18 protein-coding genes are annotated in these 22,702 nt (G+C 69.9%); 12 read left to right on the top strand and 6 right to left on the bottom strand.

Annotated features, from left to right (window positions below):
- Window positions 1-59 precede the first annotated feature (59 nt).
- Both ACZ54P_RS21015 and ACZ54P_RS21010 read right to left on the bottom strand, forming a co-directional pair.
- Window positions 60-1,178 (bottom strand): DNA glycosylase AlkZ-like family protein, encoded by a 1,119-nt coding sequence (locus ACZ54P_RS21015; protein ID WP_465463237.1) that lies wholly within the window; start codon window positions 1,176-1,178, stop codon window positions 60-62.
- 9 nt (window positions 1,179-1,187) lie between these two features.
- Window positions 1,188-1,583 (bottom strand): DUF3224 domain-containing protein, encoded by a 396-nt coding sequence (locus ACZ54P_RS21010; protein WP_465463236.1) that lies wholly within the window; start codon window positions 1,581-1,583, stop codon window positions 1,188-1,190.
- A 61-nt stretch (window positions 1,584-1,644) separates the two neighbouring features.
- On the opposite strand from ACZ54P_RS21010, the gene ACZ54P_RS21005 reads away from it, so the two are divergent.
- From ACZ54P_RS21005 to ACZ54P_RS20995, 3 genes are read left to right on the top strand one after another with little or no spacing between them, the layout of a single operon-like run.
- Window positions 1,645-2,613 (top strand): helix-turn-helix transcriptional regulator, encoded by a 969-nt coding sequence (locus ACZ54P_RS21005; protein WP_465463235.1) that lies wholly within the window; start codon window positions 1,645-1,647, stop codon window positions 2,611-2,613.
- Entirely contained in the window at window positions 2,606-3,415 is an 810-nt protein-coding gene (locus ACZ54P_RS21000) for a uroporphyrinogen-III synthase (RefSeq protein ID WP_465463234.1), read from the top strand. Before ACZ54P_RS21005 ends, ACZ54P_RS21000 begins: the two co-directional genes overlap by 8 nt.
- A 55-nt stretch (window positions 3,416-3,470) precedes the next feature.
- Window positions 3,471-4,760 carry a sensor histidine kinase gene (locus tag ACZ54P_RS20995; protein WP_465463233.1) on the top strand — a complete coding sequence of 430 codons (1,290 nt, stop codon included), beginning with the start codon at window positions 3,471-3,473 and terminating at the stop codon, window positions 4,758-4,760.
- 797 nt (window positions 4,761-5,557) lie between these two features.
- Here the strand turns inward: ACZ54P_RS20995 and ACZ54P_RS20990 are convergent.
- Together ACZ54P_RS20990 and ACZ54P_RS20985 are read right to left on the bottom strand one after the other, a co-directional pair.
- Entirely contained in the window at window positions 5,558-6,385 is an 828-nt protein-coding gene (locus ACZ54P_RS20990) for a siderophore-interacting protein (RefSeq protein ID WP_465463232.1), read from the bottom strand.
- 14 nt (window positions 6,386-6,399) lie between these two features.
- The gene (locus ACZ54P_RS20985; RefSeq protein WP_465463231.1) at window positions 6,400-6,723 is read right to left on the bottom strand and encodes an MGMT family protein; all 324 of its coding nucleotides are present in this window, start codon (window positions 6,721-6,723) and stop codon (window positions 6,400-6,402) included.
- 30 nt (window positions 6,724-6,753) lie between these two features.
- Between ACZ54P_RS20985 and ACZ54P_RS20980 the strand changes: the two genes are divergently transcribed.
- Complete coding sequence (locus ACZ54P_RS20980) at window positions 6,754-10,002, top strand: ATP-dependent helicase (RefSeq protein ID WP_465463230.1); 3,249 nt, start codon at window positions 6,754-6,756, stop codon at window positions 10,000-10,002.
- Window positions 9,999-13,256, top strand: a complete 3,258-nt coding sequence (locus tag ACZ54P_RS20975) for an ATP-dependent helicase (protein ID WP_465463229.1) — start codon at window positions 9,999-10,001, stop codon at window positions 13,254-13,256. Before ACZ54P_RS20980 ends, ACZ54P_RS20975 begins: the two co-directional genes overlap by 4 nt.
- Before the next feature lie 354 nt (window positions 13,257-13,610).
- Here ACZ54P_RS20975 and ACZ54P_RS20970 read toward each other — a convergent pair whose 3' ends face one another.
- Window positions 13,611-13,997, bottom strand: a complete 387-nt coding sequence (locus ACZ54P_RS20970; protein WP_465463228.1) for a DoxX family protein — start codon at window positions 13,995-13,997, stop codon at window positions 13,611-13,613.
- Window positions 13,998-14,086: 89 nt separating this feature from the next.
- Between ACZ54P_RS20970 and ACZ54P_RS20965 the strand changes: the two genes are divergently transcribed.
- Both ACZ54P_RS20965 and ACZ54P_RS20960 read left to right on the top strand, forming a co-directional pair.
- Window positions 14,087-15,163 (top strand): potassium channel family protein, encoded by a 1,077-nt coding sequence (locus tag ACZ54P_RS20965; RefSeq protein ID WP_465463227.1) that lies wholly within the window; start codon window positions 14,087-14,089, stop codon window positions 15,161-15,163.
- Window positions 15,164-15,312: 149 nt separating this feature from the next.
- Window positions 15,313-15,720: a hypothetical protein gene (locus ACZ54P_RS20960; protein WP_465463397.1), complete on the top strand. Its 408-nt coding sequence runs from the start codon at window positions 15,313-15,315 to the stop codon at window positions 15,718-15,720.
- Between the two features lie 394 nt (window positions 15,721-16,114).
- Here ACZ54P_RS20960 and ACZ54P_RS20955 read toward each other — a convergent pair whose 3' ends face one another.
- Window positions 16,115-17,197: a neutral zinc metallopeptidase gene (locus ACZ54P_RS20955; RefSeq protein ID WP_465463226.1), complete on the bottom strand. Its 1,083-nt coding sequence runs from the start codon at window positions 17,195-17,197 to the stop codon at window positions 16,115-16,117.
- Between the two features lie 216 nt (window positions 17,198-17,413).
- On the opposite strand from ACZ54P_RS20955, the gene ACZ54P_RS20950 reads away from it, so the two are divergent.
- From ACZ54P_RS20950 to ACZ54P_RS20930, 5 genes are read left to right on the top strand one after another with little or no spacing between them, the layout of a single operon-like run.
- Window positions 17,414-18,514, top strand: a complete 1,101-nt coding sequence (locus ACZ54P_RS20950) for a hypothetical protein (protein WP_465463225.1) — start codon at window positions 17,414-17,416, stop codon at window positions 18,512-18,514.
- Window positions 18,508-19,149 carry a DUF4129 domain-containing protein gene (locus ACZ54P_RS20945; RefSeq protein WP_465463224.1) on the top strand — a complete coding sequence of 214 codons (642 nt, stop codon included), beginning with the start codon at window positions 18,508-18,510 and terminating at the stop codon, window positions 19,147-19,149. Before ACZ54P_RS20950 ends, ACZ54P_RS20945 begins: the two co-directional genes overlap by 7 nt.
- Window positions 19,146-20,270 (top strand): DUF4350 domain-containing protein, encoded by a 1,125-nt coding sequence (locus ACZ54P_RS20940; protein WP_465463223.1) that lies wholly within the window; start codon window positions 19,146-19,148, stop codon window positions 20,268-20,270. The genes ACZ54P_RS20945 and ACZ54P_RS20940 overlap by 4 nt, the downstream gene beginning before the upstream one ends.
- A 35-nt stretch (window positions 20,271-20,305) precedes the next feature.
- Window positions 20,306-21,265 carry an AAA family ATPase gene (locus tag ACZ54P_RS20935; RefSeq protein WP_465463396.1) on the top strand — a complete coding sequence of 320 codons (960 nt, stop codon included), beginning with the start codon at window positions 20,306-20,308 and terminating at the stop codon, window positions 21,263-21,265.
- A complete protein-coding gene (locus tag ACZ54P_RS20930; protein ID WP_465463222.1) occupies window positions 21,265-22,551 on the top strand; it encodes a DUF58 domain-containing protein in 1,287 nt (428 codons plus the stop codon). The genes ACZ54P_RS20935 and ACZ54P_RS20930 overlap by 1 nt, the downstream gene beginning before the upstream one ends.
- The last annotated feature ends 151 nt before the right edge of the window (window positions 22,552-22,702 follow it).

Below are 22,702 nucleotides of genomic sequence, written 5' to 3'. Positions count from 1 at the left end.
TCAATGCGGTACTTGCGTACGCAACTACCGCGTTGAGAGGACGAAACGCGGGAGGTGGGTCAGGAGAAGGTGACGCGGAGGTCGGGGAATTCGCGGGCCGCGGCGACCCGGGCCGCCTCCTCCTCGGCCGCTTTCCGCACGGCCGGGCGGACGGCGTCGAATGGGGTCACCGTGACGTCGAGCCGCTTCTTCCCGCTCGCCTTGGCCCGCCAGACGCCGCTGATCTCACCGTCGGCCAGCAGTGCGCCGGGGTTGCCGAGGATCTTCCAGACCTCCTTCTGCCGGGCCTTGTCCGGCACCAGCACGGCGCGATCCCGCGCCTGGACGAACGGGTCCAGCGGCGGCAACAGGCGGACCACGTCCGGCTCCGGCGGGTTCTCCAGCAACGGCACGCGGTCTTCCGGCAGGAACGCCTTCTTGCCGTCGACCCGCACCTCGACCAGGTCGTCCGGCCACATCGCGTCGACACCGGTTCGTGTCGTCCCGACGTAGGCGGCGGCGTCGCCGGGAGCGGCGGGGCCGTTGATCCGCAGGTAGCCCTCGACGACGCGGGTGGCCGCCTCGACGTCCGGCGAAGTCCTCAGCCTGCCCCGTTTTTCCAGCGGGGCCAGCGTCGCCGGGGTCGCGCCCGGTTCCAGCCGGACCCCGGCGTGGAGCGACGCGACCCGCATCAGCTGCTCGTGGATGTGCACGACACCGCAGCCGCGACAGGCGTACGACAGGCCGTCGGGGAGCAGTTTCGTGACCGCGCCGCTGATCGTGCCCTTGGTCTGTCGGCCGGTGACGACTTCCCGGATCGCCTTCGCGGCGGTGAACAATGCGTCCGTCGCGGACATGCCCGCCTCCTCGACCTGCTTGCGCTGCCACAGGATCCGGGCCATCGCGTCCTTCTCGTCGAGCGGCACGAGGGCGGCCCTGATGGCGTCCAGTTCGGCGCGGCGATGGAAATGCGGCGCGCCGCGGTGCGTCCAGGCGAGCACGAACCGTCCGTCGTCCCAGATCGCGGGGGTGATGTCGCCGTCGATCCGGGCGGCGAGGCCCAGCAGCGCGGTGTCCCGCCCGGAATCCTGCAGGCCGAGGTCGAACACGGCCGCCGCGGCCGCGTCCGTCTCCTCGCGGTGCAGTCCGTGCGCCGCGATCCGGTACGCCAGCACCTGCTCGCGATCGACCTCGAGCACCTGTCCTCCCTAAAGCGAGTAGTCGAAGGTGTAGGACATCGTCGGCTCGCCGAGGACGCCCGTGGTGGTACCGGTGCCGGTGATCCCGGCGAGTTCACCCGTTCCGGAGCCTTCGACCACCGAGAACGTCGACGAGATGCCCTTCGCGTCGAAGCCGGTGTCGTGCTTGATCACGAAGCTGCCCTTGTGACCGTCCACGCTGCCCTCGACGCGTTCGAAGCCCGGCGCGGTCGTCCCGTCGCCGTCGTAGCCCTCACCCGCGTAGTACAGCAGGTAGTCGACGATCGACTCGCCTTCGATCAGTCCGCTGTAGGCGAGCGTGGCGTGCGCGTAGGCGACGCGCGGTCCGCCGTCGGCGCCGCTGACGATGTTCTCTTCCCAGTTCTTCATGGCGAACGTGTTCATGGGACTCACCCTGACAGCCAAACCTGTCAGAACATGTCAGGTTTTCGGCGATACTGGATTCATGCGCGCGAGCAGACTCCTGTCGGTCCTCCTTCTGCTGCAGAACCGCGGCCGGATGACGGCCGAGGAGCTGGCCGCCGAGCTGGAGGTGTCGGTCCGAACGGTCTATCGCGACGTCGAGGCGCTGTCCGCGGCCGGCGTGCCGGTGTACGCCGATCGCGGGCGCACGGGCGGATATCAGCTGGTCGACGGCTATCGCACCCGGCTGACCGGGCTCACCGAGGAGGAGGCGCAATCGCTTTCGCTCGCCGGTCTGCCCGGCGCGGCCGCCGAACTCGGGCTGGGCACCGTCCTCGCCGCGGCGCAGCTCAAACTGCACGCGGCCATGCCGTCGGAACTGCGCGCCGGGGCGAGCAAGGTCTCCGAACGGTTCTTTCTGGACGTCCCGGGCTGGCACCGCGGCATCGAGAGCCTGCCGCGACTGTCCGAACTGGCCGACGCGGTGTGGCATACGCGGCGGATCAAGGTCCGCTACGAACGATGGGGGCAGCGGAAGGTGGAGCGCGTTCTCGATCCGCTGGGCCTGATCCTCAAGGCGGGGAACTGGTATCTCGCGGCGCGGTGCGATGGCAACGACCGGACGTACCGGGTTTCTCGCATCGAAGAGCTCGAAGATCTCGGCGAAACCTTCGAACGGCCGTCCGGATTCGACCTCGCGCGCTACTGGCACGAGTGGTCGGAGCAGTTCGAGAAGCGGATGTACTCGCGAGTGGCGGTGGTCCGGCTGAACGAGTTCGCCCGCATACTGGTGCCGTTCTATCTGGGCGCGGTCGGCGTGCGGGCCTTGCGGGAAGCGGACGCCGAGCCGGATGAAAACGGTTGGCTGACGATGGAACTCCCCGTGGAACCGGGAGAACCGGCCGTTGGCGAGCTGCTGCGGTTCGGCGGCAACCTCGAAGTGCTCGAACCGCCGGAACTGCGCGAGCGGCTGGCGGAGGAAATCAGGAAGATGGGCGCGCGTTATGGCTGACCTGGACGGCATCACGATCGGGATCACCGCGGAACGGCGGGCCGACGACTTCGTCGCGGCCTTGGCACGGCACGGCGCGACCGTGCTGCACGCGCCCACCATTCGCATCGTCCCGCTGCCGGACGACACCGAACTGCGCGCGGCGACGGACGCCGTGCTGGCCGCGCCGGTCGGGTTCACCGCGGTCACCACCGGCGCGGGATTCCGCGGCTGGCTCTCGGCCGCCGAAGGCTGGGGCCTGCGTGAACCGCTGCTGGAACGGCTGGGCGCGTCGCGGATCTTCGTGCGCGGGCCGAAAGCGGCCGGTGCGGTGCGCGGTGAGGGGCTTCGTGAGGACTTCTCCGCGCCGGAAGAGAGCAACGCCGAGCTGTTCGAGGCCTTGCGCGACGCCGGGGTTGGTGGGGCGCGGGTCGCCGTTCAACTGCACGGCACTCTGCTGCCCGAACTCACCGGGCTGCTGCGGGAGTCCGGCGCGGACGTCGTCCAGGCGCAGCCGTACCGCTGGCTTTCGCCGGAGAACGTCGAACCTGTGCACGATCTCGTCGAAAGTGTGCTCGCCGGGCGGGTGCACGCACTGGCGTTCACCAGCGCGCCCGCGGCGACGAATCTCCTCGCGCTGGCCGGACCGCGTCGCGAGGAATTCCTGGCCGCGTTGCGGGGCCCGGTGTTGTGCGCGTGCGTCGGACCGGTGACCGCCGCGCCGCTGGAAGCCGCCGGCGTACCGACCGTCCAGCCGGAACGGCAACGACTCGGCGCGCTGGTGAAACTTCTCGTCGCGGAGCTGCGCATTCGGCCGTCTTGACGGGAATGATCCCCTTTGCCAGGCTCGACCTACCGGACGCACGGGAGGGCGGCGGATGTCCGAGTCTGAATCGGTCACCTTCGTGCGCGCCATGTTGCGAAAGGGTTCTTCGGTGCTGGGCGCCAGCCCGGCCGATGAAGCACCCGACCCCGATTCCGTGCCCGATTGGCGCTATCGCGAGGATTCCGCCGATTCACTGCTGATGCGTGCGATCCGCTATTCCGCGCTCGGCCCGATCTTCTATCGCGTGGCCGCCTTTCCCAAGGTGTACCTCGGTTTCCTGGTCGCGAACGGTTCGGCCGCGATCGTCCCGGTGCTGAGCACGACGATCCTGGCGGTACTGCTGAACGTCTTCGCCGTCTGGTGGGTGGTCCGAGGCCGCGGCATCCGGGCGAAGACGTCCGGGCGGCTGATGTACGCCGATCTCGCGGTGGGCGTGGTGCTCGCGACGATCGTGGCCGCGACCGCGCCCGCCGAGATCCAGCCGTTCGCCGTCGACGTCGCGTGGACGTGGCTGGTCGGGACGGTGGCGTTGTGGACACTGTCGTTCGGGCTGCCCGCCGCTTTCGGGTTGCTGATCGCGGCTCTCCCGTTCCGGGTGTTCCTGACCTGGATCGGCGGGCTCCCGATCGACGACCCGCTCGCGGTGAGCCGTTCGGTGGGCTGCATGATCGCGCTCGTCGTGGCGATGGTGACCACGGCGGGGATCCTGATCCTGCTCGGCGTCGGGACGCGGTTCGCGCTGGGGATCGGGATGCGTCGCGGGCAGCGCGCCGAGCGGCTGCGGACTCAGCGGGTCATGCACGACTCCGTACTGCAGACGTTGGAAGCGATGGGCATGGAGGCGCCCGACGACGATTCCGCGGCCGTGCGGCGGCTCGCGGAGATGCGCGCGACGGCGCGGGCGCAGGCCGCCGAACTGCGGCGCGAACTCACCGGCCCCGATGCGCCGTCGGCCCGCGGCCTCGCGGCGGACCTCGCCGAGGTCGCCACCGAAATGGCGCGCGACGGCCTTCGCACCCAGCTCGTCGCGGCCGAGACCGAGGAGGACTACCGCCTCTCGCACGCACGCCGGACCGCCATCCGCGACGCCGTTCGCGAAGCGCTCCGAAACACCGTGAAGCACGCCGGGACGAAACAGGTCGTGCTTCGCGTCGAAGAGCGCGAAGGCGGCATCGCGGTCATCGCGCGGGATCAAGGGGCTGGCTTCAGCATGCTGGACCGGCCGCCCGGCTTCGGAATCAACCAGTCGATCATGGCGCGGCTGGCGGAGGTCGGCGGGCGGGGGACGATCGACTCGCATCCGGGGCGGGGGACCCGGGTGACGCTCTGGGTGCCGCACTGAAGTGGGCTGCTGTGGCTTGTGTGGTGACCCGCTGGTCCGTGAAGGATTCCTTGAGCGACCCAGAGTCCGTGAAGCGGGCCTTCACTACCTTCAGGGCCAGGGTCCCGGCAAAGTCGAGGTAGAGCAGGCCCTGATTCTGCACGCAGCCGGGCTTCAGCGTCCACAAAGGACATTTACTGGCAATTGAGTGTCCGATTGTGTGCCTATGTACGTTTCTGTGTGGGGTCGTGAGTGTTGATGAGGGTTGTGGAGGGTTAAGGCAAACGTGGCGTGTTCGGGGGCTTGGGTGACGTGGCGCCGTACTCGCGTGCTTGGAGCCGGATCTCGCGTGCTTGGAGGCGTAACACCCGTGCTTGGAGGCGTAACACACCCGAGTGGGGGGTCCAGGCACGCGAGTTCCGTCTCTGAGCACGCGCGTTACGCCTTCGTCCTGCCCCTCACCTTGGCGAAAGGCCCGCCCGCAACCACGACACGGTTGTCTTTCTTCTCAAGAGAACGACCACATCACTCACGACCCCCTCGCGAAATCGTGCAGAGAAGGCGGACGGAGTGTTTCGTGCGAGCCCGCTCACGTCAGCTTCACCACGACACGTTTGCCTCGCCGCGCTATGACGGGGGTGCCGAACAGCGGTTATGCGACTTTGGCGGGACCCTGGCCTTCAGGGTAGGTGAGGAGGCCTTTATGGATCGCTGTGGGCCGGACGCGAGCAAGGGACCTTTGCTATCGCTTGGTTAGCATGCCTACGTAAGTGGGAGCAAAGGTCCCTTGCTTTCTTCCCGCAGGTCAGCGGAGGTCGTCAGTCCTCCTCGGCCGGAACTTCGCCGCTCTCGATCTGCCGCATCGCTTCCCGCCCGGCGGCCTCTTCGCTCAGTCCCTGTCGCCAGTACCCGGTGAAGCAGATCGCCTGCTTGTCGATTCCGCGCTCCCGCACGAGATGCCGCCGCACGAGTTTCACCATGTTCGCCTCGCCCGAGATCCACGCGTACGGCGTCCCGCCCGGCAGGTCCGCCTTGCGCACGGCTTCGAGCACCGCGTCGCCGACAGGGCCGGAACCCCGCACCACCCAGTGCAGCTCCACCGTCCCTTGCGTTTCGAAGACCTGCCGATCCTCGCGATCACCGATCTCGACGTAGACCACCGCTCGCGTTCCGGAGGGCAGTGCTTCGACGATCGCGCCGATCGCCGGGATCGCGGTCTCGTCACCGACCAGTAGCTGCCAGGTCGTGTCCGAAGGCACGTCGTAGAGCCCGTGCGGACCCAGGAACGCGACCTTGTCGCCCTCCGAAGCGCGTGAAGCCCACGCCGAGGCGGGACCTTCGTCGCCGTGCAGCACGAAGTCGATGTCGATCTCCCGCACTGACGGCCGCAGCGCGCGCACGGTGTAGGTACGCATCGACGGGCGGACGTCGTCGGGCATCGCAAGGTACGTCCGGTACCAGGACAGCACTTCGTCGCCGCGCAGCGGAGCGGGCAGCACGGGCTCCGCCTGGCCGGGCTGCGGGAAGAACACCTTCAGATACTGGTCAGGCGCCTGGTCCACCAGCGACGCGCCCGAGAAGGTCACCCTGCTCATATGCGGGGTGAGCCGCCGGACACCGGTCACCTCCGCCTCGATAAAACTCATTAGGCGAGGCTAACCTAAAAGAGACCCGCTGAGCCAGCGTCGTCAGCGGGATCACGCTGCCACCGGTATTTTCGCAGGTCGACGCGCTGGCCATCAGTCACTACGCCCTCCTCGCGCAACCGTTCCAGCTGCTCGTGGACCAGATGCGGCGCCGGCGTCCCATCGGCGCGCAAAATGCGGTGCCAAGGCAGATCGTGGCCGTCCTCGCCGAGGATCCGCCCGACCAGCCGCGGCGACGGGGCACCCGAAACCGACGCTATATCCCCATAAGTCGCGACCGAGCCGGCGGGCACGCTCGCGATGACCTCGCGCACCCGCTCATGCAGTTCGTCATCCATGGGACCACTTTGCCGTGCCGCTGCGAGGTTGTGTCGGCGGGGCGTGGTTCCATCGTGGGCGTGAACGGGCGGCGAACAGCGGCAGGAACCGACGCGCGGCTGGTCCGCACGCCGGTCACCGGCACGCCGTCCTTCCAGTGGGATTCCGGCGCCCGCCGCCTGCTGGCCGCCCCCGACGGCTTCCGCCGGGTCCTCGGTGGCCCCGGCACGGGCAAGACGGCGTTGCTGGCGTCGGCGGCCTCCCGCCGTATCGCCGAGGGCGCGGATCCGGAGAGCGTGCTCATCCTGACCACCTCCCGCAAGGCGGCCGACGTCCTGCGTGCCGACATCACCCACCGGCTTACCACCGACCCGGAAGAGGATCCGCTGCCCCGCACGATCCGCGAGCCACTCGTGCGCACCGTGCACTCGTACGCGTACGCGCTGTTGCGGATGGAGGCCCAGACCGACGACCTCCCGCCGCCCCGGCTGCTGGCCGGAGCCGAACAGGACGTCGTCGTCCGCGAACTGCTCGCCGGAGACCTCGAAGCGGGTGCGCTCGACTGGCCGGAGCAGCTGCGGCCGGCGCTGAACGTGCCCGGTTTCGCCGAAGAACTGCGAGACCTCCTGCTCCGCGCCGCCGAACGCGGGCTGGGCCCGGAGGACCTGGTCGAACTCGGCAGGCGGCGTGGCCGCGACGAGTGGATCGCGGCCGGGCGCTTCTGGAGCCAGTACGAAGAGGTGACGCTGCTGCAAGGCGCGGGCGGCAACGCGCTCGGCGTCGCGAGCGCGCCCGCGCTGGACGCGGCGGAACTCGTCACTTCCGCGCTGCTGGCGCTGGAGGACGACGAAGAACTGCGTGAACGCGAACAACGCCGGATCCGGCACCTGTTCGTCGACGACGCGCAGCATCTCGACCCGCTGCAGACCCAGCTCATCCGGCTCATCGGGCACGCGGCCGACGAGTTCGTCGTCGCGGGCGATCCGGATCAGTCCGTGTTCTCCTTCCGCGGCGCGGATCCCCGGCTGTTCGCCGACGCCGACGAGGACGGCGAGCGCACGGTTCTGCTGACCACCGCGCATCGGCACGCCCCGGTGATCCGCACGGCGGTCACGAAACTCGGCTCCGTGCTGCCCGGTTCGGCGCCGCAGCGCAAGCTCGTGGACGCGCCGGACGCCGAAGGTGGCGCCGTCCGTGTCCGCCTGATGCCGACCCCGGCCGCCGAGGCGAGCTGGATCGCCGATCAGCTTCGCCGCGCGCATCTCGTCGACGGCGTGCCGTGGTCGGAGATGGCGGTGCTGGTCCGGTCGCCTGCTCGTACTTTCCTTGTCCTGCAACGCGCTCTGCGCGCGGCCGGGGTGCCGATCGGTTCGGCGACCGAGGAACTGCCGCTCGCGAAACAGCCCGCCGTCCGGCCGTTGCTGGCGATGTTGCGGCTCGCCGCCGATCCAGAGCTGCTCGACGTCGACCTCGCCGAGATGCTGCTGTCGTCCCCCTTGGGCGGCGCGGACCCGCTCGCGCTGCGACGGCTGCGACGCGGTCTGCGCAGGCTGGAACTCGCCGGTAGCGGACAGCGGTCCAGCGACGAGTTGCTGGTGGAAGCCTTGCGCGCCAACGACGTCCTCACCGGTTTGGCGGAGGCGGAAGCCCAGCCGATGCGCCGCGTCGGCAACCTGCTGCACGCGGCACACCAAGCCGTGGTGCGGGGCGACGGCGTCGAGCAGGTGCTGTGGGAGCTGTGGCAGGCCAGTGGTCTGGAGCAGCGTTTCCTGCGGCTGGTCGATCGCGGCGGTTCACTGGGCTCGCAGGCGGATCGGGATCTCGACGCGATCGTCGCGCTCTTCGACGCGGCCGGTCGCTATGTCGACAGATTGCCGAGGGCGAGTGTCGCCTCGTTCGCGGATTACCTGTCCGCGCAGAACATCGCCGGTGACACGCTGGCGCCTGCGGCCATGAAGAACGAAGGCGTTTCGCTGCTCACCGCGCACGCGGCCGCCGGTCGCGAGTGGACGGTCGTGTCGGTCGCCGGGGTCCAGGAGGGCAGCTGGCCGGATCTGCGGCTGCGCGGTTCCGTGCTCGGCGTCGAACGGTTGGTGGACCTCATGTCCGGCGTCGACGACGAAAAGGTGTCCGCCACCGCGCCGATCCTCGCCGAAGAGCGGCGCCTGTTCTACCTCGCCGCGAGCCGGGCGCGGAAGACGTTGCTGGTCAGCGCGGTCGCGGGGGAGGACGAGCAGCCCTCGCGGTTCATCGACGACCTGGAGGAGAACGGCGCGGACGACGGCGGACTCGACTCGCGGATGAAACCCGCCGAGCGGTCGCTGGTGCTCGCCGAACTCGTCGGCGAACTGCGCGAAGTCGTCTGCGATGAGGCATGCGAGCCAGAAAGGCGGCAGCGCGCGGCCCGGCAGCTCGCGAAACTGGCGGCCGCCGGAGTGCCCGGAGCGCATCCGAGCACCTGGTACGGCCTTCTGGAGCCGTCCACCGGCGAGCCGGTGCACAAACCGGGCGACCTCATCCGCATCTCACCGTCCACTGTGGAGGTTCTGGTCAAATGCCCGCTGCGGTGGCTGATCGAGCGCCACGGCGGCAGCGACCCGGCGCAACTGGCCGCCGTCACCGGAACCCTGGTGCACGGCCTCGCGCAGGCGGTCGCGGGCGGGAGCAGTGACGAGCAGATCCGCGCCGCCCTCGACGAGGCGTGGGTGCGCGTCGACGCGGGAGCGCCGTGGTTCTCGCGCCGCGAGCGTTCGCGTGTCGAACAGATGCTGCGGAACTTCATCTCCTGGCTGGAAACCAGCCGCAAGGAGCTGATCGAGGCAGGGGTCGAGCAGGACATCGAGGTCGAACTTCCGGTCGGCGACGGGGAAAACAGCGACGTCCGCGTGTTGCTGCGCGGCCGCGTCGACCGGGTGGAGATGGACAAGGACGGCCGCCCGGTCGTCATCGACATCAAGACCGGCAAGGTGCCGATCTCGGCCTCGGACGCCGAACAGCATCCGCAGCTGGCCGCGTACCAGCTGGCCGTGCTGCTCGGCGCGGTCGAGGGTGGCTCGAAACCCGGCGGCGCGCGGCTGGTCTACGTCGCGAAGTCCAACAACAAGACGGGCTCCACCCAGCGTGAGCAGGCGCCGCTGGATGAGGAAGGCGGCAAGCAGTGGCTCGAACTGGTGCGCTCGGCGGCCGGATCGGCCGTCGGCCCGGAGTACGGCGTCACCGAGAATCCGGACTGTGATCGTTGCCCGGCGAGGAGTTGCTGTCCGCTGCGGCCCGAGGGCAGGCAGGTGACCGGCCCTTGATCTCCGCTCTTCAGCGCCGTCAGGTCGAACCGGGCGAGATCGCCCGCGCGCTTGGCCTGCACAGCCCGACCGACGAACAGGCCGAGGTCATCGCCGCGCCCATCGAGCCGTCCTTGGTGGTCGCGGGTGCCGGTGCGGGCAAGACCGAGACGATGGCCGCGCGCGTGGTGTGGCTGGTGGCCAACAGCGTCGTACCGCCGGAACGCGTCCTCGGCCTGACCTTCACCCGCAAGGCCGCCCGCCAGCTCGGCGAACGCGTCCGCACCCGATTGCGCCGCCTCGTCGGCTCGGGGCTGCTCGACCGGATCGACCCCACCGGTGACCTGCGCATGACGGTGACCGCCGGGGAGCCGACGGTGCTCACCTATCACGCGTACGCCGGGCGACTGCTGTCCGAACACGGTCTGCGGTTGCCGGTCCAGCCCGGCGTCCGGCTGCTTTCGGAGACGTCCTCATGGCAGTTCTCACATCGCGTCGTGTCCACTTGGGACAATGACCTCGACACCGATCGCGTGCCCTCCACGGTGACGGCGCAGTTGCTGGCGCTGGCCGGGGAACTGGGTGAGCATCTGGTCGAACCCGAACGGCTCGCGCAGTACACGTCGTGGCTGTGCGAGGTCATCGAGAACGCGCCGCGGGCCAAGGGGCAGCGCGCCGCGCTGCCGCAGAAACTGGCCGAAGTCATGACGGCGCAACGGTTCCGGCTCGCGCTCCTGCCGCTGGTCGAGGCCTACCACGCGCGGAAGCGGGCCGAGGGCGCGCTCGACTTCGCCGACCAGATGTCACTGGCCGCGCAGCTCGCCAGCAGCTATCCGGCGGTGGTCGCGGGCGAGCGCGAGCGGTACGGCGCGGTGCTGCTCGACGAGTACCAGGACACCGGGCACGCCCAGCGCATCCTGCTGCGGTCCCTGTTCGGCGGCGTCGAACATCCGCCGATGCCGGTGACGGCGGTGGGCGATCCGGCGCAGGCCATCTACGGCTGGCGCGGGGCGAGCGCGGCCAACCTGCCGAGGTTCACCACGGACTTCCCGCGCGACAACGGCGAACGGCTCGTCCCGGCACTCGATTTCGGGCTGCTGACCAGTTTCCGTAACCCGCCCGAGGTACTGGAACTCGCCAACGCGATCTCGGAACCGTTGCGGGAGCGAGGACTCGGCGTCGCACGGCTGCGTGCGCTGGAGGGTGCGGGGACCGCCGACATCGCCTCCGCGTTGCTGCCGGACGTCCGTGCCGAACGCGAATGGGTCGCCGACGCGGTGGCGAAGCGCTGGTTCGAAACCATGGAGGAGACCGGAAAACCGCCCACGGCGGCGGTCCTCGTCCGCCGCCGCGCCGACATGGCGCCGATCGCGGCCGAAATGCGGGCCCGCGGGCTGCCGGTGGAGGTCGTCGGACTCGGCGGCCTGCTCGACGAACCCGAGGTCGCGGACCTGGTCAGCACGCTGCGTGTCCTCGCCGACCCGCTCGCGGGCAGCGCGGCCGCGCGGTTGCTGACCGGGGCGCGCTGGCGGATCGCGGCCGCCGACCTCGCGGCCTTGTGGCGGCGCGCGGGCGAACTCTCCTCGCCGGAGCCGTCGGCCACGAAGTCCGATGTGGACGAGCCAGTGCTGGTGACCGAGCGGGTCGAGCAGGCGGGCCTCGTCGACGCCATCGACGATCCCGGTACGCCGGAACGGTATTCACCGGAAGGGTACCGGCGAATCCGGCGCGTGGGCGCCGAGCTTTCGGCCTTGCGCCGCCGTCTCGACCAGTCGCTGCCCGAATTGGTCGCCGACGTGGAACGTACGATGCTGCTCGACGTCGAGTCGCTGGCCCGCCCCGGGCCGGTCGGCCGCGCGCACCTCGACGCGTTCGCCGACGTCGTCTCCGATTTCGCCGAAACCTCGCCGACGGCCACCCTTTTGTCCTTTGTGGACTATCTGAATACCGCCGCGCACGCGGAAGACGGGCTCACCCCCGGCGAAGTGGAGGTCGTCCCGGACCGGGTGCAGGTGCTGACCGTGCACTCGGCCAAGGGACTGGAGTGGCGCATCGTCGCGGTTCCGCATCTGGTCAAGGAAGTCTTTCCCGGCAGGCGGCGTTCGTCTTCGTGGCTGCGGACGTCGACTTCGCTTCCGGCCGCGCTGCGCGGTGACTCCGAGGACCTGCCGGAGCTGCGGCTCTCCGAGGGCTATGACCGCAAGGAAGTCCAGGAAGCCTTGGAACTGCACGAAGAAGGCTTCGTGGCGCGGGAGGCGGACGAGGAGCGGCGGCTCTGCTACGTCGCCTTGACCCGCTCCGAGCACACACTGCTCGTTTCCGGGCACTGGTGGAACGAGAGCAGCGCGCGGCCGAAGGGGCCTTCGGAGTTCCTGCTCGAAATCGGCGAGGTGATGCGGGGCAACTCGGTCGGCCGGATCGAGCACTGGGCTGACGAGCCCGACGGCGACGAGGAGAACCCGCTGGTCACCGACTCCCGCCGGTCGCGATGGCCCGTCGATCCGCTGTGGCCGCGGCGCGAGGGCGTGACCAACGGCGTCGACATGGTGCTCGAGGTCATGGAGAACGCCGAAGAAGAGGACGTCGAGGAAGAGGAGGATCCGGACGGCTGGATCTCCGACACCAAGGTGCTGCTGGAGGAGCGTGCGCGGGCACAGAACCGCGTCCAGCAGGTCGTGCTGCCGCCGCATCTTTCGGTGAGCCAGCTGGTGGAACTGTCGGCGGACCCGGCCGCGCTGGCCAGGCGGCTGCGGCGGCCGCTTCCGGTGCGCCCCAACACCTACGCGCGCCGGGGGACGGCGTTCCACGGCTGGCTGGAGAAGCGGTTCGGCGGCGAACAGCTACTGGAGATCGACGATCTGCCGGGCGCGGCGGACGTCGACGAGGCGCCGGATTCCGAGCTGGAGGCACTGCAGACGGCGTTCGAGAAGAGCGAGTGGGCGAACCGGGTGCCGCACGCGGTCGAGGTCCCGTTCTCGGCCGACGTCGTCGGCGTGACCGTGCGCGGGCGGATGGACGCCGTGTTCGCGGACGCCGACGGCGGCTGGACCGTCGTCGACTGGAAGACCGGCGCGGTGCCGGAGAAAGACCGGCTCGCGCCGCTGGCCGTGCAGCTCGCGGCGTACCGGCTGGCGTGGGCGGCACTCAAGAAGGTGCCGGTCGAGAAGGTGCGGGCGGCGTTCCACTTCGTGAAACACGACAAGACCGTCCGCCCGGCGGATCTCCTGGACGCCGAGGGCTTGCGGAACCTCTTGCGACGCGTCCCGACGATCTAGCGTTTCGTCCTCTCAATGCGGTACTTGCGCGTGCAACTACCGCAAACGTGTCGTGGTTGCGGGCGGGCCTGTTGCCTGGACCCCGCACTCGGGTGTTACGCCTCCAAGCACGCGAGATCCGGCTCCAAGCACGCGAGTACGGCGCCGCGTCACCCAAGCCACCACCCCGCCCGAATACGCCACGTTTGCCTTGACCCTCTATAGAACCCGAAACGCCACTCACGACCAACCCACGTCGGAAGCCTCAAACCTAGAAGTCCGTGAAGGCCTCCTTCCCTACCCCCACAGTAGGGAAGGGGGCCTTCACGGACACCCCACATTTGCCTGACCGGCCTTTAGAGGACGAAATGCGGGTCAGGCGCGGTCGCGGACCTTCAAAGCCCAGGTCACGAGCGGGATTTGAAGCGGGACGCGGGCCCAGAAAGCCGCTCGCCAGTGCTTCGGCGCCTTTCGGCGATCGGCGTCCACGGCCATCTTGACGTTCCCCGGCAGGACCACGACGAACAGCAGCGCGGCCGCGAGCCCGCCGAGCCGGCGCGTTTTCGGCGCGGCGATCGCGGCGGCGACTCCCAGCTCGGCGACACCCGAACCGTAGGTCCACACGCGAGGCGAACCGGGAAGCTGCTTCGGGATGATGGCGTCGAAGGGTTTCGGCTGGAGGAAGTGCAGGACACCCGCCGCGCCGAGGAGGCCGGCGAGGAAATACGCGGGCCGCTGCGACGGCTTGGATTCCGAAGACATGCCCCGAGCTTCGCATACCGCGATGAAGACGAGGGTCTTCGGCTATCCTCGGCGACCGTGAGTGACGCGGACCAGGCCGGAGCCTGTGCATGAAGGTGCTCAAGCGATTCCCGGTCCGGCTGAGCGACCGCCCGGACCACGAGCTCGTCGGCGTGATCCGGATGCCGGAACTGACGGTCAGCCCGCTGCGGTCGATCCTCAAACGGATCATCGGCGCGATGCTCGCCCTGCTCGCGACCGTCCTGATCGTCTACCTCGACAGGGACGGCTACCGCGACGCCAACGGCGACGGGCTCAGCCTCCTCGACAGCCTCTATTACGCGACGGTGTCGCTCTCGACCACGGGGTACGGTGACATCGCGCCCGCGACGTCGTCCGCGCGGCTGGTGAACGTCCTGGTGATCACCCCGCTGCGGGTGCTGTTCCTCATCGTCCTGGTCGGTACCACCCTGGAAGTGCTCACCGAGCGCTCTCGCCAGGCTTTCAAGATCCAAAAGTGGAGGACGAAGGTGCGTGACCACACGGTCGTCGTCGGATTCGGCACGAAGGGCCGGTCGGCGGTCAACGCGCTGCTCGGGGACGAAACCATCGAGCCCGACCACATCGTCGTCGTCGATACCGACCAGCAAGCCCTCGAAGCGGCCACCTCGCTCGGCCTGGTGACCGTGCACGGTTCGGCCACCCGCGCCGACGTGCTGCGGGTCGCCGGTGTCCAGCGGGCGAAGGCCGTCGTCGTCGCCCCGAACCGGGACGACACCGCGGTGCTGGTCACGCTGACCGCACGCGAGCTGGCGCCGAAGGCCCACATCGTGGCGTCGGTGCGGGAAGCGGAGAACGTCCACCTGCTGAAGCAGTCGGGCGCGAACCAGGTCGTGGTGTCGAGCGAGACCGCCGGGCGCCTGCTCGGGATGGCGACGTCGTCGCCGCTGGTGGTCGACATGGTCGAGGACCTGCTGACCCCGGAGTCCGGCCTCGCGATCGCCGAACGCCCGGTGGAACCGTCCGAGGAGGGCGGCTCGCCGCGGCATCTGTCGGACATCGTGCTCGGCCTCGTCCGCGACGGCGTCCTGTACCGCGTGGACGCTCCGCAGGCCGACGCGATCGAGCCGGGCGACAAGCTGCTGTACGTCCGCAAGGTGACGTCCGCGGAGACCATCGAGCGCTGACCCGGCGGCGGTAGCGGGGGACCTTTGCTCTCACTTTCGCCGCCGGGCGGGTTCGCTGTGTTTTGCCGCCCGGTTCTGGGAACATGGCGAACGTGCGCAAGCGATCGGACCCCGCCAGAGGGCTCACCCCGGGGTGGAACTCCCTGGCCGTGGCGGCCGGTGTCGGCCTGCTGGTGATCTTTCTGGCCTGGCTCGCCGGGCCGGGTCTGTTCGGCATCACGAACGACAGGCCGGGGACGACCGTGCAGGCCGAGGTCGTCCAGCCCGTGCCCTGTACGGGCGGCGGCGCCACCGAGACCGTCAAGTTCGAATTCGGCGGCCAGCCGATGGAAGGTTCGCTCAACGCCTGCGGGCACGGCAAGGGCGAGCGGCTCGAGGTCGTCGTCCCCGACGGCCCCGCGGGTACCGCCGTCTCGGTGCACGCGGCCGACGCGGCGGCGGGGGCCAGCGACGCACGGCGTCCGCTCGGGCTGGCCCTCCTGGTGTTCAGCTGCTTCGCCGGTGGGATGTACGTCTTCCTCGTCCTGCGTGGGCCGCGGCGACTCGCGCCCGCGTGATCGGACTGGGCCTCGTCACGGCGCGCTCTGGTTCCTGGAGTTCTCGCGACACCTGGGGGTGGCGCGAGATGGCCGAGCAAGACCAGATCGTCGAAGAAGCCGGATCTGTCGGTGAAGGGCGAAGTCGTCTGCCGTGGCTTCTCGGCGTGATCCCGGCGGAGTCGCCGATCTGACCCGGGGTCGCTGGAGCAGCGGCCTCGCCGGGATGAGGTCAGGCGGCCGCCGGGTGCTCCTGCTGCCCGCCGTCACCGGGGGACCGCCCGCAAGATCCGGTGGAGATGTTCCGTTCGGTCGAGCGATCGCCACCAGGACGTGCCAACCCGCTCGCGTTTAGTCCTCTAAACGCGGTACTTGCACGCGCAAAGACCGCATCCAGAGGACTGAACGCGGGGCGTCAGGAGACGGCGCTGGCCGACGCCGAGAAGGTGTTGCAGTCGGCGATCCGGTTGTTGCTCGCACCGGCCCGCCACCAGGAGGCGTAATGCGCGTTCGTCCCGTGGTCCTGGCTGCGTGAGGTGTTGTCGCCGCGGGTCTCCTGGTCGTTCCAGGCCTTGTTGTACATGTCCCGGCTGACCGTGCCGCCCTGGTCGACATGCGCGCCGAGGAACATCCCGGAAAAGCACTGTGCCTGTAGTTCCTTGCGCCGCGACATCTCCAGCCCGGCCGGGCTGTTCTGGCCGGCGTCGTAGATCTTCTGCCAGGCCGCGTCCATCAGCCCGGCGACCTCCTGCACGTGATGCCCGTACTCGTGAGCGAAAAGCGCGAGGTAGACGCCGGGGTTGTTGCCGTACTGGTCGGTCTGCAGACCCCGGAACGGCACGTAGAGGTTGTTCTCGCAGTAGTACGCCGCCGTCGCGATGCCCACCTGGATCGTGCCGCATTCGGTGTCGAAGCTGGCGCCGGTCGGGAAGTGCAGGGCGGGCGGGGTGAACGGCAGGCGGTAGGCCTCGAGGAACGGGCCCCACGCGTTGTCGAGGCACTTGCCCGCCGCGGTGAAGAACGCCTCGGCCGCTTGCTGGCTGCTCTGCCACTGCGGCAGCGCGCAGACGCGGTTCTGCAGGCCGGCGTTCGGATCCTGGAGCATCGGGTGATCGGCGAGCTTGAGGACCTTCTGCGGCCCGTTCGAGGTGGACGGCGTCCTGGTCGGCGACGTCGGGAACGGATCCGGCGAGGACGAGGGCGACGACGACCCGCTCGGCGGCAGGGCCGCCGGGGAAGTCGGGCCGGGGGAGTTCTGGTAGCCCGCGTTCGCTACGTGATCGTTGTCGTCACGATTGAGTGAAACGATCGCCACCAGACCGAGGACCAGTACGGCGACCGCACCGAGGCAGATCCCGACGATCGCGCCGACCGACCGGCGCGGCGGCCTCGGGAAGTGGTGTGGCGCGCCCTGCCACGGAGCAGGGGGCTGGCCGTGCACCGGCGGTGGCTGGACGGCGCCGCGTGGCGGCCACTGGCCGTGGGGCGGTTGCGTCATCAAGTCGGTCCCGGGTGGTCCTAGGGGCGAACCGGGGGTACCCGGCCCGATGTTCAGCATAACGAGCTAACGGCGCACCCTCCCGTTGCTCGCTGCAGAGGGTATCCATGGTGAGGCGAGCGGTCACCCATCAGTGTCGTCACCCCAGCTCTGGCTGGGTGTCGAGCCCTCTGGAAGAGTGTGCGTAAGCCACGCGAACGGGTAAGGGGATGTCGCATGACGGAGACCGGGGGACCGTCCGGGCCGGAAGGTTCCGAGACACCGAAGCCACAGGCGGACGCACCGACACCCCCACGCGGTGACGTACCGCCGCCACCGGCACCAGAGCAGCAGTGGCAGTCCCCGTCCGGGGCGGCCCCGCCGCCTCCTCTGCCGTCCTATCAGGCCCCCCAGCAGCAGTATCCGGACTGGAAGGTCGGTCTCGGCAAGCCGGGGGTCATCCCGCTGCGGCCGCTGAACCTGACCGACATCCTCGACGGCGCGGTCACGACCATGCGCCGGTACTGGCGGATGGTCTTCGGTGCCGCCGCGGTGACCGCCGTGCTCACCGCCGCCATCGACCTGATCGGGTTGCTGCTGCTCGACACGACCGAGGACCTCGAGCGGCTCCGCGATCTCGGCCCGGCGGCCACCGATCAGGAACTGCTGAACCAGATGCTGGACCTGCTCGGCGGGTCGCTGGCGGTGAGCTTCATCAGCCTCATCGCCACCATGATCGGGACGACGCTGCTCACCGGTTTCCTGACCGTCCTGATGGGCAAAGCCGCGCTCGGCAAGCCGATCGTCTTCAAGGAGGCGGTGAAGGAGGCGGCGGCCCGGCTCCTGCCGCTGCTCGGCCTGACCGTGCTCTACACGCTCGCGATCCTGGTCGCGGCGATCTTCTGTTTCGTCCCCGCGATCATCCCGTTCACCTTCTGGGCGCTCGCCAGTCCGGCACTGCTGCTGGAACGCGGCACCGTGCGCGAGGCGTTCGGCCGTTCGGTGAAGCTGGTTTCGGGGATGTTCTGGCGGATCTTCGGGATCCTGCTGCTGGCCACCGTGATCTCGTCGTTCCTGGCGATGATCATCACGACGCCGTTCAGCTTCGGCGCGTTCATGTCCGTCTTCACCGATCCCCAGCAGGTGTACATCCCCTCGACCGGTGACCTGGTCCTGCAGTCGGTCGGCACCGTGATCGCGCAGACGATCGTCGGGCCGTTCACCGCGCTGGTCACCGTGATCCTCTACATCGACCAGCGGATGCGCCGCGAGGGCATGGACATCGAACTGGCCCGCGCCGCCGGCATCACGCCGCCGCCTCCGCCGCAGGCATGGTGACGCGTTTCCGCACCGAAGTCCCGGTCGACATCGACCGGGACACCGCCCGGCTGCGCGCGGCCGAGGAGCTCTCGGATCCGGCTTACCAGGCCGCGAAGCCGAGTTGGCTGTCCGAAGCGTTCAGCTGGGTCGTCGAAAAGCTGCTGACCTTCCTCACCACCGTCGACAGCGCCGTGCCCGGCGGGATCTTCGCCGTCGTGGTGTTGATCGTCGTCCTGATCGTGCTGTTCGTGGTGATCCGGTTGCGGTCCGGTCCACTGGCGACCTCGGCCAAGGGGGAACGCGCGGTCTTTTCCGGGCGGCGCAAGCCTTCCGGTGAACACCGCAAGGCGGCCGCGGAGGCCGCGGCACGGGGCGACTTCGACGACGCCGTCCGGGAGATCTTCCGTGCCCTGGTGCGGTCACTGGAGGAACGGGCGCTGCTGGACGAGAAGTCCGGCCGGACGGCCGACGAGGCCGCCATCGAAGCCGGACGGCTGCTCCCGGACGTCGCCGATTCGCTGCGCGCCGGAGCCCGGCTGTTCGACGATGTCCACTATGGAGGGATACCGGCCACCGAGGCCGGTTACCGGTCCTTGTCCGAATTGGACGATCGCTGCCGCCGTTCCCGGCCCGTCGCGCTGGCGGCCGGATGACCTCGGTTTCGCCCGACGCCCGCCGGATCTGGCGCGAGGTGCGGCTCCCGCTCGCGGTGATCTTCCTCGTCGTGCTGACCGGCACGCTGGTGGTCCTCGCCAGAGGCGAGCAGACCCCCGGCGCCCTCGAACCGGGTTCGTACGACCCCGGCGGCAGCCGTGCGCTGGCGACCTTGCTGGAACGGGAAGGCATCAAGATCCCGATCGTGCGCACCGCCGCCGCGGCCAAAGGTGTGGCGAGGGACGCGACCGTCTTGATCACCCAGCCCGCCTACCTGCCCGAGAACACCTTCGCCGAAATCCGGCGCAACGCCAAGCACATCGTGCTGGTACAGCCGAGTCCTGACACGCTCGAGGAAATCCTTCCCGGGGTGCGCTCGACCGGCCAGCTGGAGATCGAGACCCGCGCCCCGGACTGCCAGGCGGCGGATCCCGTCGCCGCGGGCAGCGCGAGGATGGGTGGCTTGAGGTATGCGGCCACGCAGCCGCGAGCACAGGATTGTTACGGCGGTTCGTATCTCGAAGTCCCCGGTCCACAAGCGACGGTGACCGTGCTCGGCTCTCCCGATTTGCTGACCAACGAAGGGTTGTCCGCCGAGGGCAACGCGGCGCTCGCCATGCGGCTGCTCGGAAAACACGAGCGGCTGGTGTGGTACCTGCCGACGCCGGCGGATCCGTCGCTCGAAGCGGGGAAGAAGCCACTGTCCGAACTGATCCCGGCGGGCTGGTCGTACGCGGCCTTGCAGGCCGGGATCGCGGTGGTCCTGTTGGCGCTGTGGCGTTCCCGGCGGCTCGGGCCGGTGGTGACCGAACCGATCCCGGTCGTGGTGCGTGCGGCCGAGGCCACCGAGGGCAGGGCCCGGTTGTATCGCAAGGCGAAGGCCGCCGCGCACGCCGGGGAGACCCTGCGTGAGGCGGCCCGCGCGCGGCTTCGGCCGTTGCTGGGGCTGACCCGCGACGCCGAACCCGCGGCACTGGTGGCATCCGTCGCCGCGCGGACCGGCCGGGCCCCGGCCGAGATCGGCGCGCTGCTGTACGGGGATCCGCCCGCCGACGATGCCGCGCTGGTGCGGCTGGCGGACGGACTCGACGTCGTGGAACGAGAGGTGGAGCGGTCTTGAGTACCGAACAGGCCGGACAACCCGGACAGTCCAGTGTGGACGGTGCGGCCGAAGCGCGGGCGGCGTTGATCGCGTTGCGCGCCGAGGTCGGGAAGGCCGTGGTCGGCAACGACGCGGCCGTCACCGGGCTCATCATCGCGTTGCTGTGCCGGGGACACGTGCTGCTCGAAGGCGTTCCCGGCGTGGCGAAGACCCTGCTGGTGCGGGCCTTGGCCGCGGCGCTGGACCTGAAGACGACGCGGGTGCAGTTCACGCCGGACCTCATGCCGGGTGACATCACCGGCTCGATCGTCTACGACGCGCACAGTGGTGAGTTCTCCTTCCGCGAGGGCCCGGTGTTCACCAATCTGCTGCTGGCCGACGAAATCAACCGCACTCCGCCGAAAACGCAGTCGGCACTGCTGGAGGCGATGGAGGAGCGGCAGGTCTCCAACGACGGCAAGACCCGGCCGCTGCCCGATCCGTTCATCGTCATCGCGACGCAGAACCCGGTCGAATACGAAGGCACGTATCCGCTTCCCGAGGCGCAGCTGGACCGATTCCTGCTCAAACTGACCATGCCGACGCCGTCGCGCGACGACGAATTCGGCATCCTTTCCCGGCACGCGCAAGGATTCGACCCGAGGAACCTGGTCGCGGCCGGGATCAAGCCGGTCGCCGGGGCAGGTGAACTCGACGCGGCACGGCGCGCGGTCGCCGGGGTCACCGTGCGCCCCGAGGTGCTCGCCTACATCGTCGACGTCTGCCGGGCGACGCGGGCGCTGCCGTCCGTGCGCATCGGCGTCTCGCCGCGTGGCGCGACCGCGCTGCTGGCCGCGACGCGGGCGTGGGCGTGGCTCGCCGGCCGCGACTACGCCACCCCGGACGACGTCAAAGCCTTGGCGCGGCCGTCTTTGCGGCACCGGCTCGATCTGCGGCCCGAGGCCGAACTCGAAGGCGCGACCCCCGACGGCGTGCTGGACCGCGTCCTCGCGTCCGTGCCCGTTCCACGCTGATGGCCGTCACCGGGCGGCTCGGGCTGCTGGCGCTCCTCGCGGCGCCGGTGGTCGGCCTCCTGCTGCCGTCGTGGACCGGGATCGGGCTGGCCGCCGCGGTCCTGTTCCTGGTGGTGGTGCTGGATCTCCTGCTTGCCGGGAGTGTGCGGCGACTGCGGTTCGAGCGGTCCGGTGCGACGTCCGTACGGCTCGGGGAGCCCTGCGAGATCACGCTGACCGTCGCCAATCCCGGTGGCCGCGCGGTGCGCGCGTGGCTGCGGGACGCCTGGCCGCCCAGCGCCGGCGCGGACGACCGGCATCGCTTGACCTTGCCCGCGGGCGAACGCCGCGTCGTGACCACCCGGCTTCTGCCGACCCGGCGCGGCGACCGGCGGGCGGTCCGGGTCACCGTCCGGTCGACCGGGCCGCTCGGCCTCGCGGCCCGGCAAGGTTCGCACGAGGTGCCGTGGACCGTGCGGGTGCTGCCGCCGTTCCACAGCCGCAAGCACCTGCCGTCGCGGCTGGCGCGGCTGCAGCAGCTCGACGGCCGCAACGCGGTGCTGATCCGGGGGCAGGGCACGGAATTCGACTCGTTGCGCGAGTACGTGATCGGCGACGACGTCCGGTCGATCGACTGGCGGGCTTCGGCACGCGCCTCCGACGTCATGGTGCGCACCTGGCGCCCCGAACGCGACCGGCACGTGGTGCTGGTCCTCGACACCGGCCGCGTTTCGGCGGGCCGGGTCGGGGACGCGCCGCGGCTCGACGCGGCGATGGACGCCGCTCTGCTGCTGGCCGTGCTCGCCGCGAGGGCGGGTGACCGCGTCGACCTCTTCGCCTACGACCGTCAGGTGCAGGCCGCGGTGCAGGGTTCGACGGAACTGTTGCCCGCCTTGGTGAACGCGATGGCGCCGCTCGAACCGTCGCTCATCGAAACCGACGCGCGCGGGATGGTCGCGGAGGTGCTGCGGCGGACCCGGCGGCGTGCGCTGGTCGTCCTGCTGACCGGACTGGACGCGGCGCCGCTCGAAGAAGGCCTGTTCCCGGTGCTGTCCAAACTGACTTCGCGGCATCAGCTGGTGGTCGCCTCCGTGGCCGACCCGCGGGTGGCCGGCATGGCGGCGGGCCGTGGTGACGCGGAGGCGGTTTACGACGCCGCCGCGGCCGAGCGGGTGCTGGCCGAACGGCGCCAGGTCACCGCGCGGCTGGCGCGGCACGGGGTCGAAGTCGTCGACGCCGTGCCCGAGGACCTCCCGCCGCGGCTGGCCGACCGGTATCTCGCGCTGAAGGCGGCCGGGCGACTCTGACGTCGACCGCGCGCCGGCTGGTTGGTCGTGAGTGATTTGGGTCGTTGGAGTCAAGGGTGCTTGGGTATCTTCACGGACTCGGCCATCGCCACGTTCGTCCCACAGGCACCAGCAGTCACAACAGCGGCGCGAGAAGTCCCCTTCCCTCGGC

This window comes from Amycolatopsis sp. NPDC034160 (assembly GCF_055575355.1).
The sequence above is the reverse complement of the archived record's forward strand: the minus strand, read 5'-3'. Positions and strand labels throughout refer to the sequence as shown.

What these genes read in the sequence shown, in the direction of transcription:
- ACZ54P_RS21010 (WP_465463236.1), bottom strand. Translation starts at nt 1,583, where the DNA reads ATGAACACGTTCGCCATGAAGAACTGGGAAGAGAACATCGTCAGCGGC.
- ACZ54P_RS21005 (WP_465463235.1), top strand. Translation starts at nt 1,645, where the DNA reads ATGCGCGCGAGCAGACTCCTGTCGGTCCTCCTTCTGCTGCAGAACCGC.
- ACZ54P_RS21000 (WP_465463234.1), top strand. Translation starts at nt 2,606, where the DNA reads ATGGCTGACCTGGACGGCATCACGATCGGGATCACCGCGGAACGGCGG.
- ACZ54P_RS20995 (WP_465463233.1), top strand. Translation starts at nt 3,471, where the DNA reads ATGTCCGAGTCTGAATCGGTCACCTTCGTGCGCGCCATGTTGCGAAAG.
- ACZ54P_RS20990 (WP_465463232.1), bottom strand. Translation starts at nt 6,385, where the DNA reads ATGAGTTTTATCGAGGCGGAGGTGACCGGTGTCCGGCGGCTCACCCCG.
- ACZ54P_RS20985 (WP_465463231.1), bottom strand. Translation starts at nt 6,723, where the DNA reads ATGGATGACGAACTGCATGAGCGGGTGCGCGAGGTCATCGCGAGCGTG.
- ACZ54P_RS20970 (WP_465463228.1), bottom strand. Translation starts at nt 13,997, where the DNA reads ATGTCTTCGGAATCCAAGCCGTCGCAGCGGCCCGCGTATTTCCTCGCC.
- ACZ54P_RS20965 (WP_465463227.1), top strand. Translation starts at nt 14,087, where the DNA reads ATGAAGGTGCTCAAGCGATTCCCGGTCCGGCTGAGCGACCGCCCGGAC.
- ACZ54P_RS20955 (WP_465463226.1), bottom strand. Translation starts at nt 17,197, where the DNA reads ATGACGCAACCGCCCCACGGCCAGTGGCCGCCACGCGGCGCCGTCCAG.
- ACZ54P_RS20950 (WP_465463225.1), top strand. Translation starts at nt 17,414, where the DNA reads ATGACGGAGACCGGGGGACCGTCCGGGCCGGAAGGTTCCGAGACACCG.
- ACZ54P_RS20945 (WP_465463224.1), top strand. Translation starts at nt 18,508, where the DNA reads ATGGTGACGCGTTTCCGCACCGAAGTCCCGGTCGACATCGACCGGGAC.
- ACZ54P_RS20940 (WP_465463223.1), top strand. Translation starts at nt 19,146, where the DNA reads ATGACCTCGGTTTCGCCCGACGCCCGCCGGATCTGGCGCGAGGTGCGG.
- ACZ54P_RS20930 (WP_465463222.1), top strand. Translation starts at nt 21,265, where the DNA reads ATGGCCGTCACCGGGCGGCTCGGGCTGCTGGCGCTCCTCGCGGCGCCG.